Origin of the sequence: Salegentibacter tibetensis, assembly GCF_020164485.1 — a bacterium.
Lineage (GTDB): Bacteria > Bacteroidota > Bacteroidia > Flavobacteriales > Flavobacteriaceae > Salegentibacter > Salegentibacter tibetensis.
Map to the genome: position 1 here is coordinate 57,556 of NZ_JAIQZA010000021.1, position 19,067 is coordinate 76,622.

General features: G+C 37.4%; 16 protein-coding genes. 12 read left to right on the forward strand and 4 right to left on the reverse strand.

Annotated features, from left to right (window positions below):
• The first annotated feature begins 35 nt into the window (after positions 1-35).
• The 9 genes from LB467_RS11880 (at position 36) to LB467_RS11920 (ending at position 11,705) form a co-directional block, all read left to right on the forward strand.
• Positions 36-1,181 carry a Fic family protein gene (locus LB467_RS11880; RefSeq protein WP_224474257.1) on the forward strand — a complete coding sequence of 382 codons (1,146 nt, stop codon included), beginning with the start codon at positions 36-38 and terminating at the stop codon, positions 1,179-1,181.
• Positions 1,182-2,432 (forward strand): restriction endonuclease subunit S, encoded by a 1,251-nt coding sequence (locus tag LB467_RS11885; protein ID WP_224474258.1) that lies wholly within the window; start codon positions 1,182-1,184, stop codon positions 2,430-2,432.
• Between the two features lie 10 nt (positions 2,433-2,442).
• Complete coding sequence (locus LB467_RS11890) at positions 2,443-3,498, forward strand: DUF3644 domain-containing protein (RefSeq protein ID WP_224474259.1); 1,056 nt, start codon at positions 2,443-2,445, stop codon at positions 3,496-3,498.
• 9 nt (positions 3,499-3,507) lie between these two features.
• Positions 3,508-4,095, forward strand: coding sequence for a hypothetical protein (locus tag LB467_RS11895; protein WP_224474260.1), 588 nt, complete (start codon positions 3,508-3,510; stop codon positions 4,093-4,095).
• 23 nt (positions 4,096-4,118) lie between these two features.
• The gene (locus LB467_RS11900; RefSeq protein ID WP_224474261.1) at positions 4,119-7,322 is read left to right on the forward strand and encodes a sacsin N-terminal ATP-binding-like domain-containing protein; all 3,204 of its coding nucleotides are present in this window, start codon (positions 4,119-4,121) and stop codon (positions 7,320-7,322) included.
• Entirely contained in the window at positions 7,315-10,371 is a 3,057-nt protein-coding gene (locus tag LB467_RS11905) for a type I restriction endonuclease subunit R (protein ID WP_224474262.1), read from the forward strand. Before LB467_RS11900 ends, LB467_RS11905 begins: the two co-directional genes overlap by 8 nt.
• A 26-nt stretch (positions 10,372-10,397) precedes the next feature.
• Positions 10,398-11,129 (forward strand): phospholipase D family protein, encoded by a 732-nt coding sequence (locus LB467_RS11910; RefSeq protein ID WP_224474263.1) that lies wholly within the window; start codon positions 10,398-10,400, stop codon positions 11,127-11,129.
• A gap of 17 nt (positions 11,130-11,146) precedes the next feature.
• Positions 11,147-11,356, forward strand: coding sequence for a hypothetical protein (locus LB467_RS11915; protein ID WP_224474264.1), 210 nt, complete (start codon positions 11,147-11,149; stop codon positions 11,354-11,356).
• A gap of 70 nt (positions 11,357-11,426) precedes the next feature.
• A complete protein-coding gene (locus tag LB467_RS11920) occupies positions 11,427-11,705 on the forward strand; it encodes a hypothetical protein (protein ID WP_224474265.1) in 279 nt (92 codons plus the stop codon).
• A gap of 433 nt (positions 11,706-12,138) precedes the next feature.
• On the opposite strand, the gene LB467_RS11925 is transcribed toward LB467_RS11920, so the two are convergent.
• Positions 12,139-13,254, reverse strand: coding sequence for a DUF2914 domain-containing protein (locus LB467_RS11925; RefSeq protein WP_224474266.1), 1,116 nt, complete (start codon positions 13,252-13,254; stop codon positions 12,139-12,141).
• 83 nt (positions 13,255-13,337) lie between these two features.
• On the opposite strand from LB467_RS11925, the gene LB467_RS11930 reads away from it, so the two are divergent.
• From LB467_RS11930 to LB467_RS11940, 3 genes are all read left to right on the forward strand, one after another.
• Positions 13,338-14,003: a class I SAM-dependent methyltransferase gene (locus tag LB467_RS11930; RefSeq protein WP_224474267.1), complete on the forward strand. Its 666-nt coding sequence runs from the start codon at positions 13,338-13,340 to the stop codon at positions 14,001-14,003.
• 83 nt (positions 14,004-14,086) lie between these two features.
• Positions 14,087-15,193 carry a Fic family protein gene (locus LB467_RS11935; RefSeq protein WP_224474268.1) on the forward strand — a complete coding sequence of 369 codons (1,107 nt, stop codon included), beginning with the start codon at positions 14,087-14,089 and terminating at the stop codon, positions 15,191-15,193.
• 70 nt (positions 15,194-15,263) lie between these two features.
• Entirely contained in the window at positions 15,264-17,237 is a 1,974-nt protein-coding gene (locus LB467_RS11940; RefSeq protein ID WP_224474269.1) for a DUF2779 domain-containing protein, read from the forward strand.
• Positions 17,238-17,323: 86 nt separating this feature from the next.
• Here LB467_RS11940 and LB467_RS11945 read toward each other — a convergent pair whose 3' ends face one another.
• From LB467_RS11945 to LB467_RS11955, 3 genes are all read right to left on the reverse strand, one after another.
• The gene (locus LB467_RS11945) at positions 17,324-18,190 is read right to left on the reverse strand and encodes an endonuclease/exonuclease/phosphatase family protein (RefSeq protein ID WP_224474270.1); all 867 of its coding nucleotides are present in this window, start codon (positions 18,188-18,190) and stop codon (positions 17,324-17,326) included.
• 87 nt (positions 18,191-18,277) lie between these two features.
• Entirely contained in the window at positions 18,278-18,772 is a 495-nt protein-coding gene (locus LB467_RS11950) for a YqiA/YcfP family alpha/beta fold hydrolase (protein WP_224474271.1), read from the reverse strand.
• Positions 18,773-18,807: 35 nt separating this feature from the next.
• Entirely contained in the window at positions 18,808-18,954 is a 147-nt protein-coding gene (locus LB467_RS11955; protein ID WP_224474272.1) for a WCX domain-containing protein, read from the reverse strand.
• Between the last annotated feature and the right edge of the window lie 113 nt (positions 18,955-19,067).

Consider the following 19,067-nt stretch of genomic DNA (forward strand, 5'->3'; position numbering starts at 1 on the left):
TGAAAGTACTTATTTTACTCTAAGAGCAACTATTAATGATTGATTTAAGCAAATATACATCAGGTAATTTTAGGGGTAGCGGACTAGGATATAAACAATTTCACCCCAATTTAATTAATGAGCAGTGGGTATGGAATGACCCTCAAATAAACAAACTTTTGCAGGAGGCTGCAGTAAAATTGGGAGAACTTAATGCTTATGCTCGTTTAGTACCCAATGTAGATCTTTTTATCCAACTACACGTAACCAAAGAAGCAGTAACCAGTAGCCGTATTGAAGGCACACAAACTGGGATAGATGAAGCACTTTTGCCGGAAGACGAAATTATGCCCGGCAGACTACAGGATTGGATAGAGGTCCAAAATTACAGTAAAGCCCTTAATTATGCTCTGGAGACTTTACCAACTCTTCCTATTTCCTCCCGCCTCTTGAGAGATACTCATAAACTTTTATTAGACAGCGTTAGAGGACAGGAAAAACAGCCGGGAACTTTTAGAAATAGCCAGAATTGGATTGGAGGCACCAGTATATCAGATGCTGTTTTCATTCCTCCACAACATCAGGATGTAAACAATTTGATGGGCGACCTGGAGCAATTTCTTCATAATACAGAAATTGAAGTTCCCGAACTTATTCGAATTGCTATAGCACATTATCAATTTGAAACCATTCATCCATTTCTGGATGGGAATGGGCGGATAGGCAGGTTGTTAATCACGCTGTACCTGGTGGGAGAACAAATTTTAGACAAACCTTTATTGTACCTCTCCAGTTATTTTGAAAAAAATAAGGGGTTGTATTATGATAACCTAATGCGGGTTCGTACACATAGCGATATGCGGCAGTGGCTACGTTACTTTTTAGTAGGGGTTCGTGATACTGCCACCCAGGCAGTGGAAACCCTTGGAAAACTTATTGTTTATAAGCAAGAAAGCGAATTGAAAATTGCTGAGACTTTTGGAAGAAGAAGTGCCAGTGGGCATACCCTCTTTCAGCACTTATTAAGAAACCCGGTGATTACAAAAATAGAACAGGTGCAAGAGATATGCAGTTTAAGTTATAAGGCTTCCAATGATCTCGTCAAAAAATTTGAAGAAGAAGGCCTCCTAAAAGAAACAACCAACCAGTCACGAGGTAGAATATTTATCTTACAAGACTATATTAATATCATTCGGGAATAGATGGAAGCAGTAAAAGAAAAACAACAACTACAAAAACATCCTGCTTATAAAGATTCCGGGGTGGAGTGGCTGGGAGAGGTTCCGGAGCATTGGGGTTTAAGGAGATTTAAATATTTATTTAAGGAACTTAACGAACGAAGCGTTGATGGCACTGAGGATTTATTATCGGTATCTCAATATACCGGTGTAACTCGTAAAGGTGATAAAATTGAGGAAGGGGATTTATTGACTAATGCTTCCTCTCTTGAAGGTTATAAAAAAGTTCAAAAAGGCGACCTCGTTACTAATATTATGCTTGCGTGGAATGGCAGCCTCGGATTTTCACCTTTTGAAGGAATTACGAGTCCAGCCTATTCTATTTATAGACTCCAAGGGAATAATGAAGAACGATTTTTTCATTACTTATTACGTACGGACAGATACAAAGCGGAATTTAAAAGAAACTCTTCGGGTGTTATTGAAAGTCGCCTTAGGTTATATTCAGACGACTTTTTCAGAATTCTTTCATTACTTCCTCCAAAAGAAGAACAAAGCGCCATTGCCAATTTCCTGGACGAAAAATGCGGCAAGATCGACACCGCCATTGCACAAAAGCAACAGCTTATCGAGCTGCTCAAAGAGCGCAAGCAGATCATCATCCAAAATGCTGTAACCAAAGGTTTAAAGCCTGAGGTAAAGATGAAAGACAGCAGAGTAGAATGGATTGGCGAGATCCCGGGACATTGGGAGGTGAAAGCTTTAAAGCATATAGCCCAATTAGAAAGTGGCCAGACAATTTCTTCAGAAAGTTTCATACTTGAAGGATACCCGGTTTATGGTGGTAATGGTTTTAGAGGTTATGCTAAGACATACACTAATGAAGGGGAACATGTGTTAATTGGTAGACAAGGAGCCCTTTGTGGTAATGTGAATTACGCTTCAGGTACTTTTTTTGCTTCTGAGCACGCTATTGTTGTTTATCATAAGGATGATGTCAATATTCTTTGGCTAGGAGAAGCCATTAGAGTAGCTGATTTTAATCGACTTTCACAATCTGCAGCTCAACCTGGTATTGCTGTGAATGTTATTAAAAATGTTTTATTTCCATTTCCTCCTCCAACAGAACAAGCAGAAATAGCAAATAATCTGACAAACCAATTTTTGAAATTTGAAGAAACTATTGATCTTCAAGAAAAGCAAATCGAAAAATTAAAGGAATATAAGAGCAGTTTAATAGACGCGGTGGTGACTGGGAAGGTAAAGGTGAGTTAAATAAAAAAATATGCCAAGAGGACTACCTAAAGCAGTAAAGAAAAGTCTTGAAAAGTCAAGAGATTGCGCTCTTTTAGCCGTGGAAACTTATAATAAGCCTGCAATTAAATTTAAATCTGGCGGTTATATCGTTTTGATGGTAATTTCTTGGACAGCCTTATTTCACGCAATATTTTTCAAACAAAAAAAGAAGCCATTTTATAAGGATGGAAGATTTTTCAGAAAAAGAGATGGAGATTATTGCTATTGGGAATTATCAGTTTGTTTAAAGGAATACTTTGGAGCAGAATCTAACAATCCAATTCGTAGAAATTTAGAATTCTTTATTCCTCTCAGAAATATGGTTGAACATAAATCTATCCCTGAACTGGATGCTGATATTTTTTCAGAATGTCAGGCTCTCCTACTTAATTTCGATAAAATAGTTGAGAAAGAATTCGGTAAAAAATATTGTATAAGGGAGTCATTGTCTTTTGCATTACAACTCTTTCCTTCATCGAAAAGTCTTAATAACGCAGTGATTGCCAATCCATCAAATAAACCAATTGTAGATTTTATCAAATCTTACAGGAATACAATAACAACTGAAGTTAGAGAAAGTGGGGAATACGGTTTTAAAGCATTTTTAATTCAGGTTGCCAATCATGATAGTAAAAATTCCTTGCCCGTTCAATTTTTTTCCTACGATAAGTTATCAGAAGAACAAAAAAAGAATGTAAATAGAGTAGCCGCCTTAGTTAAGAATAAACATGTTCAAGTACCCGTTCAAAATATGGACTTACTAAAACCTAATAAGGTGGTTAATCGAGTGCAAAAAGGTTTAGGGAACCCTAAAGTCGTAAGAAATGGTAAGGAAAAAGATAAGTTCACCCAGCATACTCACACTCAATGTTGGTACGCTTATGATGTGAGGCCGCACAATGGAAATGCACATCCAGAACGAACCAATAGTGAGTTCTGTATTTACGATGCACCAAACAACTCATATTTATATACAGAAGCATGGGTAGATTTTTTGATCGAGGAAATGCAAATTGATGATAAATATAACGCCCTCTATAATTAACCAACCAATATGACTAAAGAAGAAATTATAAGTGAAATGGATAAATGTCTGGATTGCGCCAGCATTTCCGGTTTTAAAGAACAGGTAGACAATATATTAGAAATAAATAGCGAAAAAGAAGCCAGTTTGATAATTGCCCAATATTTAATGACGAAATACACAGCATTTAAGGCCGATGGCTTGGCTAGCTATATGGAAGCAGCTATTCGAAAGTGGCCAAATCTGGCTGTCCTAAACCATCCTGAAAATCCGCTTTTTAAGTTGGCAGTAATACGAGGCTCAAAAGAACTTTATGATTGTTATATGGAAGAAGCTGTTTTGCCATTTCTGTCCAATGTTATTGCCAATGAACATCAGGATTATTTCTACGAATTACTGGCAGTTGCTGAGAAAATGGACAAAATGATCTTTGAAAATTATGAACCTATAATAAAAGGATTGCATTATAACGGTGCCATCCCTACAGAGCAGCCTCACCTTGTAAGAATCAATAAAGAAGACTTTGAGGTTATAGAAGATGTGGTCGAGCAGTATAATGGAATTATAGGGAGAAAAGAGATTTTGAAGGATTTAAATAGAAGAATAGAGAAACTTTAAAGTTATAATTAACAAACCACCTTATGGAAATAACCAATACCCTTAGCCGTGAGCAGATACTAGAAAAAGCCAAGCAAGAGTCAGAAAGATCAGATCTGAAGCAACATGCTGATAAGATGATAAGAGGATTTGAAAACTTCAACAATTATTCTTCAAATCGTGCTATATGGGAACTCGTACAGAATGCATGCGACCTAACAAAACATTGTGAAGTAATAATTGATTATAGAAAAGGAGGTTTTAAGTTCACTCACAATGGAAAACCATTTAATACACAATCCCTAATATCATTAATTAAACAAGTAAGCGGGAAATATGGCGAGGAAAATAATTTACCTGAAGTCGGAAAATATGGAACTGGTTTTATAACTACCCATGCATTCGGCAGAAAATTTTTGATCAATTCGATCTTAGAAGCTGAAGGAACATATTTTGAAATTAAAGACTTTCTTATCGACAGAAGTCCGAAAGAATGGATGGCGATGAGTGAAAATATCAAAGCTCAAAAAGATCGAGTTTTTAATCTCATTCAAGAAGGGGACATAAATTCCTCTCCCAGTTTTAACACTTCTTTCACCTATCTACCAGAAACTGAGCAGGAAAAAAAATCGATTAGGGAATCGGAAGAATTCCTTAATGATTTTGTACCATTAGTTTTAACCATAAATGATAGACTTAAAAAGGTAACAGTGCTAAGAGACAGTTCAGAATCATCCTTCTTTCTACAGGATAAGGTTGTGGTGAAAAAAGATGATCTTTTTACCATTCATAAATCGAATATTCTTTTCAATGATCGAAACATTACTTACTTCTCTTTAATTGATGAAGTAAATGAAATTGAAATCATACTTCCCTTTCGTCCTTCTGGAGAAAAATTGCAGTCATTTAAATTTTCGGAGCAGATTTCCAAGTTGTTTCTTTATTATCCCTTAATAGGATCTGAAAATTTTGGTATTAATTTTATAATTAATTGCAAAAATTTCCTTCCTACTGAGCCTCGAGATGGTATTCATCTAAGCAGTAATAAGGATCAGGTAAAGGAACAGGAAGAGACCAACAGAGAATTACTTATCAAAGCTTCACAAATGATATTTGCTTTTCTTCAGAAGAATATTCATTTGATAGAAAACCCAGTTCTAGTTTCACAAATCAATTTTGTGCGAGATTCGGATGAATTTTTATTAAATGAGTATTTCCAGAATCTACAGGAAAGATGGATCGCGATATTTGCAGATTTGCCACTTGTAGAAACTAGCAGCCAGATGTGTACACCAAAAGAGGTGGTTTTCTTTGATTACGAGCTTCTAGAAAATGAAGAAATTTTCGAGGAAGTCTATCAGTTAACTTCAAAATTTTTCCAGAATATTCCTAAGAAAGGGATTATCAAATTGTGGAGTCAATATGCCATTGAATGGGACATGGATGATTTAAATTTTATATCTCATAAGGAACTGGTACAAGAGATTTCAAAAAGAAAGTTGGATGATTTCGAAATTTCTGGGTTGAAGAAATATTATTCAACTCTTATTTCAGAAGGTAAACTTAATTTGTTTGATGAATATGCCATACTGCCAAATATTGATGGTGAATTTCGTTCGTTAACATCCCTTCGCATACCTGAACAACTAACTGAAGATTTAATAACAATAGGAAAAGTTTTAATTCCGGAATCAATGAAAAGACTAACCCATCAGGATTTTTATTTTGATTTTGATTTCGAAAAATTCTCTAGGCGAATTTTTTCAAACGAAATTAAAAACTTTCTCGACGAAGTAAGAGCCTCTGAAAAGTACTTTTTCCTGCAGAATTTTGAACAAGATAAAGATTACCCGGTTTCAGAAAAAGATCTTTTAGATGAAGATTGTTTCATAGCTCTTCTTGACTTTTGTAAGCTCAACAACAATATTAATTCTAATAGTAAGCCGGCTCAATTACTCAGGATAATTAGCAGGTTTTATTCATTACCTGAGGACTTAATCTATCTTCCGAAATTAGAAAAAGAAGAAGATAACATTGACAGTCGCTCTTCCAGAAAAATTTTAGTAAATCTATTTTTTAACGTAATAGAAGTTCAATCTAAAAATTGGATTGAGAACAATATTCAACTCCTTTACGACATAGCTGAATGTAATGAAGACAGTTTAAAAGAAATTTTCGAAAAAGCGAATATCTATCCTAATCAGAATATTCAACTTAGAAACATAAATGAATTAAAAAGAGATGTAAAAATTTCAGAGGAGATTAAAAATCTTTTTTTTAGGGCCACCGGTAAGGAATCACGGAAATACCTAGTCCACGAAGGATTCAATAAATTCGTTAACGAAGAAAATTACATAACCGAAGGATACCTGGCCACTCAGATAGAAAACATCTACTTTGAAGAAAATTCAATACTCGCTATTAGTGGCCACCCTCATAAGGAGGATATCCTAAAAATAATATCCAATCTGACGGAAGAGCGGTATTCAAAATTATTCCATCGTTTAAATGATAAAAAAGCCACTTTGATGATGGAGTTAATTAATAACGATCAGACTAAGGATGATATTTTTTCCATAGTGACTTTAGAAGAAGATCAAATAAAGCGGTTAGGTCAACTCGTAAAGAACAAGGACTTTGACAATATTTTGAAACAAGCTACAATTGTCTTGCGACAGGAAAAAGAAAAAAAATCCGACTTCCATCATAAGTACAAGATTGGTACAACGATTGAAAACCTCATTCGCGAAAAACTTGGAGATGAGATAAGAGACAGGGTGACTATTGAAAAACCAGAATCCTTAGAGGCCTCAGATGTCCAAGGTGGACAAGACATAATAGTTAAACTAGATAGCAAGCCAATATATTTTATTGAAGTCAAGTCGAGATGGAATTCTGAAAATTCTATTTCGATGAGCAAATTACAGTTGGAAAGAGCAGTTGAACAAAATACCCAATATGCTTTATGTTCTGTCGACATCACTAAATATACAGGGGTAACCAATAAATATGCACTTCCTATAGAAGAAATTTTGCCTCTTGTAAAATTCGTGCAAAATATTGGTAGCAACATTGAACCATTGATACAGGAAAATTTGATTGCCGAACAAAAACAAGGAGAAGCTATCCATCTTATAGATTACCGAGGAATTATACCACAGGAAGTAATTAAAGCAGGTCAGCCCTATGATGATTTTATAAATTTTCTAGTGAAAAGAATTAATAAAATAATAACTGATCATGCCTAGTCTAACTAACGAACAAGCATTAGAAGCCGCTATTCAGGAAAAACTTTCCGGGCTCACCCTGGAGGAGATTAAGGAGAAAGATCTTACCGCTAATGTCGCAGAGGAGTCGGAGCAGTATCGTTCTGGTAACGGCTATTTCATTGGAGATCCCGGTGATTTTAATGCTCGTTACGCAGTTGACAGCAGGAGGTTCTGGAGCTTTTTACAGGAAACTCAACACGAGGAACTTGATAAGCTGCAAAGGCACGGCGACTGGAAATTAAAGATCCTGGAGCGGCTGGACAGGCTTATAAAAAAATATGGTTTACTTCGACTTCTAAAGAAAGGTTTGGACGTAGATGATGCTCATTTCACGCTGTTCTATCAGCCGCCTTTGGCCAGCAGCAGTCCGCGGGTAAAAAAGCTCTTTGAAAGCAATGAATTCAGCGCCACAAGACAATTGAGGTATTCTTTAGAAAATCCAAGGGAAGAGATAGACATGGTGATTTTCATCAATGGGCTTCCAGTTGTTTCGATGGAATTAAAGAACCACTGGACCGGGCAAAATGCCAAAGTACACGCACAAAAGCAGTATAAGTATGATCGCGATGTAAGACAAACATTATTAAATTTTGGGCGATGCCTGGTGCATTTCGCGGTAGATACCGATGAAGTTTATATGACCACCAAACTAAACGGTGGAAATACTTTCTTTTTGCCTTTCAACAAGGGAGATAATAATGGAAAAGGAAACCCGGTTAATCCTAACGGCCATAAGACGGCCTATCTATGGGAAGAAGTACTTACTAAAAAAAGCCTGGCGAATCTAATTCAGCATTTTGTTAGACTTGATGGCAAAGCCAAAGACCCTTTACATTCCAAAACCTTATTCTTTCCAAGGTATCACCAAATGGATGTGGTGCGGAAAATCATAGAACACGCAGGGCAACATGGAGTTGGACAAACCTATCTTATTCAGCATTCGGCAGGTTCAGGAAAATCGAATTCCATTACCTGGGCGGCATTTCAGCTTATTGAAACCTATCCCGAGATAGAAGGAATTCACGGGAGTAAGGGAATGGAAAAACCTTTGTTTGACTCTGTAATAGTAGTAACCGACAGGCGATTACTGGACAAGCAGATTCGTGATAACATCAAAGATTTTTCGGAAGTTAAAAATATAGTAGCTCCGGCCTACTCTTCCAAAGAATTAAGAGACAGCCTGGAAAGCGGAAAAAAGATCATCATTACCACCATCCAGAAGTTTCCATTTATTATTGATGGTATTTCAGATCTAAGCGAAAAACGTTTCGCGGTGGTTATTGATGAAGCACATAGTTCCCAAAGTGGCTCTGCTCATGATAAGATGAACCAGTCTATGGGACAGCAGGTTCAGGAGGAAGATGATGAAGATGTGCAGGATAAGATCATCAAAGCTATGCAGGCCAGGAAGATGCGTGGAAATGCCTCTTACTTAGCCTTTACGGCAACACCTAAAAACAATACTTTAGAGAAATTTGGCGTAAAACAGCCAGACGGGTCCTTTAAGCCTTTTCACCTGTATTCTATGAAACAGGCTATTGAAGAAGGTTTTATCCTTGATGTGTTGGCGAATTATACCACCTATAAAAGTTATTATGAGATTGAGAAATCTATAGAAGATAATCCCCTATTCGATTCTCAGAAAGCGCAGAAGAAATTAAAGGCTTATGTAGAAAGTTATCAGCAAACTATTGATACTAAAGCCGAGGTGATCCTGGATCACTTCATTCCGAATATTGTCAATAAGAAAAAACTTAAAGGAAAAGCTAAGGCTATGGTGGTGACGCAAAGTATTGTTTCTGCTATTCGATATTATAAAGCCTTAAGCAGGATTCTGGAACAAAGAGGAAGTCCTTTTAAAATACTTATCGCTTTTTCAGGATCTAAAACTGTAGACGGTATTGAATACACCGAAGCCGATATGAATGGTTTCGGCGAAAAGGATACCAAGGAAAAATTCGATAAAGACAAATACCGCATCCTGGTAGTCGCCAATAAGTATCTTACCGGTTTTGATCAACCAAAACTTACAGCGATGTATGTAGACAAAAAGCTGCAGGGTGTATTGGCTGTGCAGGCTTTATCAAGGTTAAACAGGTCGGCCGATAAACTAGGGAAGAAAACTGAAGATATTTTTATCCTGGATTTCTTTAATTCTACTGATGATATCAGGAATTCATTCGATCCTTTTTATACAGCCACTTCATTAAGCGGCGCTACAGATATTAATGTGCTACACGAAATAAAGGAAACTTTAGATGAAACCGGGGTTTACGAACAGGGAGAGGTAGAACTCTTTTGTGAGAAATTCTTTTTAAAGGAAGATGCGCAGAAATTGAGTCCGATTATTGATCAGGCAGCATATCGCTTTAATACTGAATTGGACCTGGAAGACGAAGACAAAGCCGATTTTAAAATCAAGGCAAAACAATTTGTAAAAATCTACGGACAAATGGCAGCAATTATGCCGTATGAGATGCTAACCTGGGAAAAACTGTTTTGGTTCCTGAAATTTTTGATCCCAAAATTGATCGTAAAAGATAAAGATTCCGATAATCTGGATGAATTATTAGAGTCGGTAGATCTTTCTACTTATGGATTAGAGCGTACAAAACTCAATGATTCTATAGGTTTGGATGCTACAGAAGCCTCAGTAGATCCGCAGAACCCGAATCCGCGTGGAGCACACGGAGAAAAAGAAGAAGATATCCTGGAAAATATTATCAGGAATTTCAATGAAAGATGGTTCCAGGGTTGGGAAGCAACCCCGGATGAACAAAGAATGAAGTTTATCCAATTGAGTAAACATATTCAGGAGCATCAGGATTTTCAATCTAAAGTGGCCAATAATGCCGATAAGCAAAATAGCGATCTCGCTCTAAAAAGGATTATTGAAGACGTTATGAGAAAGCAACGAAAAAATGAACTCGACCTTTACCGTTTGTATGCCAAAGATGATGCATTTTACCAGGCATTTTTTGATACGATGAAGCGGATGGTGAGTATGGGAGAGAATAGAAATATGTAAAAGCGAAAACCAATAAATAAATATTAATGGCAGAATATTTACGAACATCAAGTATTACAGCTGAACTCGAAAACCTAATTCGAGATGCTAAAGAAAAGGTCTACATAATTAGCCCTTATTTAAAATTATCTGATAACATACGACAACTACTTAATGACAAGGAGAGAGAAAAAGTTGAAGTAAGAATAATCTTTGGAAAACAGGAACTTGCGCCAACAGAGATGGAATATCTTGAATCTCTAAGTTATGTACGGCTATATTTCTTCAAAAATCTGCACGCAAAATGTTACCTGAATGAATCTAAAATGATAATTGCTTCTATGAATCTATATGAGTTTTCTCAACAACACAATCGAGAAATGGGCATTTTAATAGATACTGTTGTTGAGCATGATAGACAGGTTTATGAAGATGCCATAAAAGATGTGGATTCTATTCTTCATAATAGCGAGGATTTTTCTTATGTAAAAGCTCCTAAAAAACAGCCAAAGAAGGAGACTGAAGAAATCAAACCTAAGAAAACACCCCCGGATTTTTCAAAATCTAAATATTTGACTACAAAAGAACTTTCTAACAGAACGGGGTTAAGTAGCAGAAAAGTCAATTCTATATTAGTAAAAAATGAATTAATGTATAAGAAAGAAGATGATTGGCATTCTACAGAAAAAGGAAATAAGTTTGGGGCCGAACAAAAGGAAGGAGCCTATGGTAAATTTATAGTATGGCCCGAAGAAATAGTCGAAAGTATCCTTAAATAAATCTCAAAAAATACAGTATGAAAGAAAGTATATTTATTGAAAATGTAAAGCAAATAAACAATGTTGGGGAGTTAAAAAAAATGTTGGAGAAATATTCTGACAACACAGAACTCGTGGCTCAAACTAGTAATCGAACAACTGAATTATATATTGGTACCACTCACCCAATTGGCGATAGAGATACCGAAGAAGAAACTCTACTCATATTTGGTGGCAAAGAAAAGTAAAAAACAGGGTTTCCAATTAGCCAGGTGTGTGAGACCTGAATCTGAGATCCTTCCTCTATGTCAACCATATATGAGTTTAGAAATCACTCACATCCAGGGCGGTATGCGCGAATTCGAAAGAACCGGGATTTACCCGGAGTATCTTCTCTTCAACCTACCCGGTACCCGCCAAAACTGGAGGATAAGAATTAAGCAAACCCCACAGGAGGGAGTTTTGAAAACTAAAGGAAAGGCGCTTTATGAATATAGCTTCGACGGCAATTGGTGTAAATATAGGATAGTTAATGATGATGGTTCTTTTTCTGAATGGAGAGGATCTGATGACATGATCATCGAAATGAGAGATTAGTAATCTGTTTCCTGTTCATAGTTTATTGTTTTATTCTTGTAGTTTAAAATTGGGGCAGCAGGCATACTTTGCCTTACACGCTTCTCTAAACCAATAATCCGGTTTTTTCCTTTGAAATGAAAAACAATAAAAAAATAAGAATACCCTGGCCTACTAAAGATGCCATGACGCAGTTATATGAAAAAAACTTTTGGGGTGGTAAGAAATCTGAATTTTACTCCGGTTTAGGCTCACATCATCCTGAAACAGTAAACCCATATATCTGTAGTAGCTGCTTTTTAAAGGATTTTGGAAGACTTTGCGCAGCATGGGGGGCAAGGTAAATTCCAATAACCACAAGCACAATTTCACCAAACCTACGGAAGTCAATGCAGGGTTCTAAAGCGTTTTATCAATGACTTTTAGAGCATTGAATAGGATTATGGAACAGTTTTTAAAATGATTTCTTTACCATTCCTTCATCATGAGGTTCAGAAGTGTTTTTAATCACAAAATCCACAACACCAAGCAACAGCTCCTCTTGCGTAATTATATGAACTTCCCATTTGCCTTCCTTAAGGTTGTTTTTATAAGTATATCCGCGGTAACCATGATCACGCCCACCGGTAACTTTAAAGCCAATGTCCTCGGTTATTTCCCACCTCCCGGTTTCGGGATTGTACCACTGCCAACGATGAAAAACTGACTTTTTTATAGCCGTAGGTGCAAAAACAGAAGTGAACACATAAACCCTTTCCCCGGGATGACGATGAAAATTGATATTATGTGTACGCCAAAATATATACCATTCATCCCTCTCGTAAGTAACGATGTATTCATTATTTTTTTTCCTGACATCATGAGCCACCAGCCCGGTTTCCATAGCCAGTGGTACCGGCGGAATAAGATTGAAATAGTAAAAAACATTGATTAATAAATAAATAGAAAGGATACCACTGATTAATTTTTTTAGACTTATCTCTGCTCTTGTGCTTGGGCTGGAGGTATAAATAAACAGGATAAGAGCCAGCGTACAACCTAAACTCAGAAGTCCGGAAATAATAAAAATAAAGGTATTCATCTCCTTTATCAACGTAGGGACCATAAAGGTGAAAAAGGTAAAACTTATAAAAAAATAAACACTGAACTGGAGGTTTTTATTGGAGATTTTCTTTTTAAGAAACTCGTTTGCAAATAAGAGCAGAACCAGCAGTATGAAAAAAACCATAGTTTTTGACAGTGACACACTTCTAAAAAAATAGATGACCAAAGCACTTGATAGTGCCCCAAAGAAGAATTGTATGGCTAGCGGAAAATATTCGGAGTAACGATCGATAAAAGTGTTTTTCCATTTACCATCATCTGCCAAATTAAACAAATAAAGCGTTAACGATAATAAGGTCATATGCGAGCAAAGTACCACCGTATCATAAATTCGATCTATTCGCCCTAAAGTCAACGTGTCAAAAATAAAACCACCCATAAAAAAAAGAATGGGGGCGTACTTTTGATTGCGAATAACATACCTTCCAAAAGCACTTTTTCTATATCTTACTAAAGCTCTTTTCATACTATTTCAATAGCGACAAAAGTAGCGTAATTCCAGATTTTAATCATTTACTTTTGAGTGATGATCCAATTTCTATCTTTTAAATGACAAAAAACAAAAAAATAAAAAAGCCCTGGCCCACTAAAGATGCCATGGCACAGATCTATGAAAACAACTTGTGGGGCGGTGGTGAAACTGAATATTACTCAGGTTTAGGTTCACATCATCCTGAAATAGTAAATCCGTATATAGCTGTAGTATCGGCTTTTTTAAAAGGTTCTGAAACTCCACCGGTAATTTGTGATCTGGGTTGCGGGGATTTTAATATTGGCAAAAAACTGGTCAAATACTCCAAAAAGTATATAGCCATAGACATAGTTCCAGATCTTATAACACGTAATCAAAAAGAGTTCAAAGCAGATAATTTAGAATTTAAGGTTCTTGATATCGCAAAGGATACATTACCTGCGGGAGATTGTGCGATTCTAAGACAGGTTTTACAACATTTATCCAATGCTGAAATAGAATCTGTGGTAGAAAAATTATATGATTTTAAATATGTGGTTCTAACCGAGCATTTACCTGAAGAAGACTTTGAACCCAATAAGGATATTATTTCAGGACAGGGAATCAGATTAAAAAAGCAAAGTGGTGTAAACCTTTTAGCGCCTCCGTTTAACTTTATAGTCAAGAAAGAGAAACAGTTATTATCTGTTCCATCTCCAGGTTTTCAGGGAGTTTTAGTAACTACTTTGTATAAAACCCGATAATTGCTAAAAATACTGAGCCGCAAAAAAATCTATTCGGCTCAAATTTTACGTATATTTGAGCCGAATCCTTTTTTATTCGGCTCATGAAGTACAACTGGCAACAAAAAGACTGGCCTCATTTTACTTATTCTACAGAAGAAGTGGAGGCACAGCTCTTTGAATTTTCTGAAAGAGCCGGGAAGATCAATGCGCTCCTGGAAAGTTTACCGGAAGAAATTCGTGTGGAAACAGTAATTGAATTTTTGGTAGCAGAAGCTGTAAAAACTTCTGCAATTGAGGGCGAGTATTTAGATAGAACGGATGTGATGTCATCCATTAAAAAAAACCTGGGTTTACTGTCGGGTCACCAAAATACGGGTGATAAAAGGGCAGAAGGAATAGCAGAACTTATGACCGATGCTCAAAAGAGCTTCAATGAACCTTTAAGCGAAGAGACTTTATTGAACTGGCACCGGATGTTGATGAAAGGAAATTCTTCTCTGGAAGCCGGAAAATGGCGTAGCCACGAAGAACCCATGCAGGTGATTTCGGGTGCTATGGGGAGAGAGATCATTCACTACGACGCACCTCCTTCAAAAAGGGTTCCAGAGGAGATGAAACAATTTATTTCCTGGTTTAACCTCACTGGCAAAAATGCTGAGATTGAAATAAAAAAACCAATTATACGCGCGGCCATTGCACACCTTTATTTCGAGAGCATACATCCTTTTGAAGACGGTAATGGCAGAATTGGAAGGGCAATAGCCGAAAAAGCCTTATCTCAAACCGTAAAAAGACCCATTCTTTTAAGTCTTTCTGATGCTATGGAACGCAGGAAGAAAGATTACTATAATGCTTTAATGGTTGCACAAAGATCTAATGAAATTACTCCATGGATTATTTATTTTGTAAACACTACCCTTCAGGCTCAGATTTCAGCAGAAAAAATAATAGAATTCAGCCTGTATAAGGCAAGGTTTTTTGACCGGTATAAAAAAGATTTGAATGACCGACAGATTAAAGTAATACGAAGAATATTCAAAGAAGGACCCGGAGGCTTCGAGGGTGGTTTGAACGTGCGAAAATACATTGGAATAACAAAAACGTCAAAGGCCACAGCTACCAGAGATCTTCAGTATTTACTGCAAAAAGACATTATTGTAAAGAACGGAAGTGGAAAAAATACCTCCTACTCTCTCAAACTTAAATAAGCTTATCATTCCTTTTAGCGCCACCTATTGTCGCTTTCTCTTTATATATTAGGCAGATAAATAAAAAAATATGTCCCAACGCCTCCTCACAAAATCCCGTTTTAAACAAGCCCTGGAATGTCCCAACAAGCTCTTCTACACCAAAAAGAAAGAGTACGCGAACCGGAAGCTGGAAGATCCCCTTCTGGAAGCTTTGGCTCAAGGTGGCTTTCAGGTGGAAGAACTGGCACGGCTTCATTATCCTGAAGGAATTTTAATTGAAAACAACGACTGGAATTACGACCTGCTGGCACAACAAACAGACGAGCTGCTGCAACAGGAGAATGTGGTGATTTTTGAAGCTGCTTTTAAATTTGAGAACTTGTTCATTCGTACAGATATCCTGGTAAAGCGGGGAAATAACATTCAGCTTATTGAGGTTAAGGCAAAATCCTTTGACCCGGAAGATGAAAACCTGTTAGTTGGAAAAAAGGGCGGTCTAGTAAGTGGCTGGAAACCCTATCTGTTTGATGTGGCTTTTCAGAAGTATGTGATCCAAAAATGTCAACCTGGGTGGATGATCAAGTCATACCTGATGTTGGCCGATAAAAGCAAGGAGGCGACTATTGAAGGCCTCAATCAACTTTTCAGGATCAATAAAACCGCCGGTAACCGCACGGGAATTACCAGGAAGGTCAACAGCCTGGAAGAAATTGGTGGCAGCGTTTTAGGCAAAATAAACATAGATGTTATCCTGGATGAAATAGAAACCGGAAAACATCTTTGTTATGAAAATCTGGGTCTGGAGCAGAGCATCAACCTCTTCTCAAAACATTATGCAACTGACAAATTCTTTAATGCCACTGTGTCCTACTCCAACTGCAAGAGCTGTGAATTCAGAGCTACGAAAGAAGAGCTGGCGGAAGGAAAAAAGTCGGGTTTCAGGGAATGCTGGGCCGGTCAGTTGGGCTGGAGCGAAAACGAATTTAATCAACCGGTTATCTGGGATATCTGGAACCTGCACTATTTAAGGGGACCTAAGCTTTTTGAAAATGATAAATTCTTTTTCAGGGATTTAAATGAGAATGATCTTGGAGTAAAACCTGAAGCCGGAAAGATCTCCTCTTCAGAACGGCAATGGATACAGGTAGAAAAGACCCGGAGTGATGAACCGGGGCCTCATATTTTAAAAGAAGAGCTGAAACAGGAGATGAAAAGCTGGAAATTTCCGCTCAATTTCATTGACTTTGAAACCAGTGCCACTGCCCTGCCCTTCAACAAAGGTCGCAGACCCTACGAACAGGTTGCCTTTCAGTTTTCTCATCACACGGTAGATGAAGCCGGAAACATAAAACATGAAAGCGAATACATCAATTTTGAGCCCGGGAAGTTTCCAAATTTCGAATTCGTACGGGAACTAAAAAAGGCGCTTTCTAAAAATTCCGGGAGCATTTTCAGGTACGCACCCCACGAAAACACCATCCTGAATGCGATTTACCACCAGCTGGAAGAATCAACGGAATCCGATAAAAAAGAACTACAGGAATTTATCAAACACATCACCCAATCCAAGAAAAAGGCCACGGAAAAATGGAGTGGCGACCGCAACATGATCGACCTTTTTCAGGTGGTCAAGGATTATTATTACAGTCTGCACATGGGTGGGTCCAATTCCATTAAAGCCGTACTCCCCGCGGTTTTAAATTCCTCCGTACAATTACAAACCAAATATTCCAAATCCATTGGCGGGATCGGCGTAACGTCGAAGAACTTTGATCAGGATCATGTTTGGCTTCAAGTTGAAAATAACAAGGTTGTGAATCCGTACAAAATGCTTCCTCCCCTCTTTGCGGACTGGAATGAGGAACAAATTGAAGAAACCGTCTCCGGCCTCACCGGAATAGCCGATGGTGGCGCTGCATTAACAGCCTACGGCAGACTTCAATACACCGATATGCCGGAGGAAGAGCGCCTGGAAATTAAGCAATCCTTACTCAAATACTGCGAACTTGATACCCTGGCTATGGTAATGATCTGGGAGTATTTTAAAGAGGTAGTAGAATAAAGGAAAAGTTTGTTAAAAGCTATATTAAATATAAATGAAAAACCACTATATAATTTAAGTTCCAAATTTAATTTCCACTTTCATTTTTAGTGTTCCAACAAATCATTTGAAATTTCACTTCCGCCTTCAAAATCGAACTCCGCCCACACCGGAATGTGATCTGAAATCCGTCGTACCGCTTTCATATCCGGGAAACTTTTATAGATCAGTACAACACCCGAAGCTAACAGCTCTGCTTTACCAGAATTAAAGAAAATATTGTCATATTCCGAGGCCAGGCACTCTTCTGCTACACATTTCATTTTCATGGTTGTCTTTTGTGCTTTTAGCACCGGCCGATAACTCATTTTCTTCAGCGGATTAAAAACAGTATGGCTTTGAGGCAGGTTAAAATCACCCAGGAAGATCAGGTTCTTTCCAGAGTACAGGTCTGGAAGAAATTTAAAATATTTGATCTCTGTTTCCGGTTGTTTTTTCTTTGGAATGGCGTGAAAACTGACTAAAGTAAAGATCTTTCCGTCGTAACTGAAATCTGCTAAAAATGGCTCCCTATCGATCTTGTCAACAAAATTCTGCTCCAGAACTGCTCTATTGATCTTTTTTACTTTTGCCGTTTTCCAGAGAAAAGCATAACGCTCGGTAGCGTAAGGGGTGCTGTTTGTGGCAGCACTTATTTCATAATCCCACTTTGCTCCTGTTCTATTCAGCTCATCGGCCAGCCGGGCTACTGCCTGTGGACCACCATATCCCGCCACTACTTCCTGCAAGGCTACAACATCAAAGCCCTTTAAAGTTTCAGCCATAAATTGAATTTCTGTATCACTCTTTGATTTGCCCAAATTCTGAAGGTTCCAGGAACATACCTTTACCTGGGCAATAAGCATCCCGTTAAAGAAGAAGAAAAAGAAACTTAAAAGTATTGGTAATCTGTACTGACGGGTTTTTATAAACATATAATTTTTAAATGTGTTATTGATAGCTGTGAATTTTTTTGTCTTTTCTAAAGTTCACTTTCTGTCCGCTCTTCTGAAATTATTGTTTCAATAACATAACTTCTTAAAAAATCGCTCCACCTCTTCTTCGAATAGTTCAACCGGAATTCGATGGGCCAGTCTTGGCAGCAGTCGAAGGTCGATTTCTGTTACCGGGTTAAAATTTTCAGATAAAAAAAATAGGGTATCAGCAGGAGAAACCACATCGTCTACTTGCCCAATGACTATCTGTTTCAAATTATTGTAATTGTTGTTATCTTCAGGTATGTTCTGAGCAACAGATCTTTTCATTAATGCCGGGTTGAATAACAGCGCAGGGCGTAGCAAGGCATTGGAAACATGGTAGCCAGCAAATCCGCCCATACTGCTGCCGATTACGGTGTTGATATCTACATCCGGAAACATCTCCAGCACACTCTCAATGGCATTTGGGTTTTGATAATAATCCAAATCTGGCGCAAAGACTTTTCCATATTTTTCGAGGATTGTTCTTTTTTCGGGGCTGAGCTTGCTGTCAAGACCGTGTAGGTAAAGTATATTCATAAGCTATTGTTGTTATAATTTAATATTGATCTATTTTACTGGTAAGCCTTTAATGCTGATTCTAAATTACTTGCTATTGCGTTTTTAAGACTTTTCGGCTTGAGCACTTTTACCTGGTCTCCATAAGACAAGATCTCCTGCCTGAAATCGTAAGTAGGAATTATATAATATGAAATACCCATGATTTAGCCCACGCAAACACCGATGAGTTTTTTGCTTAAATTTAAGTGATGTAAAAACTTATTGGGATGAAAGCAATTGACTACGAGCAGGTTATTTCCGTGGGATGCGGAAT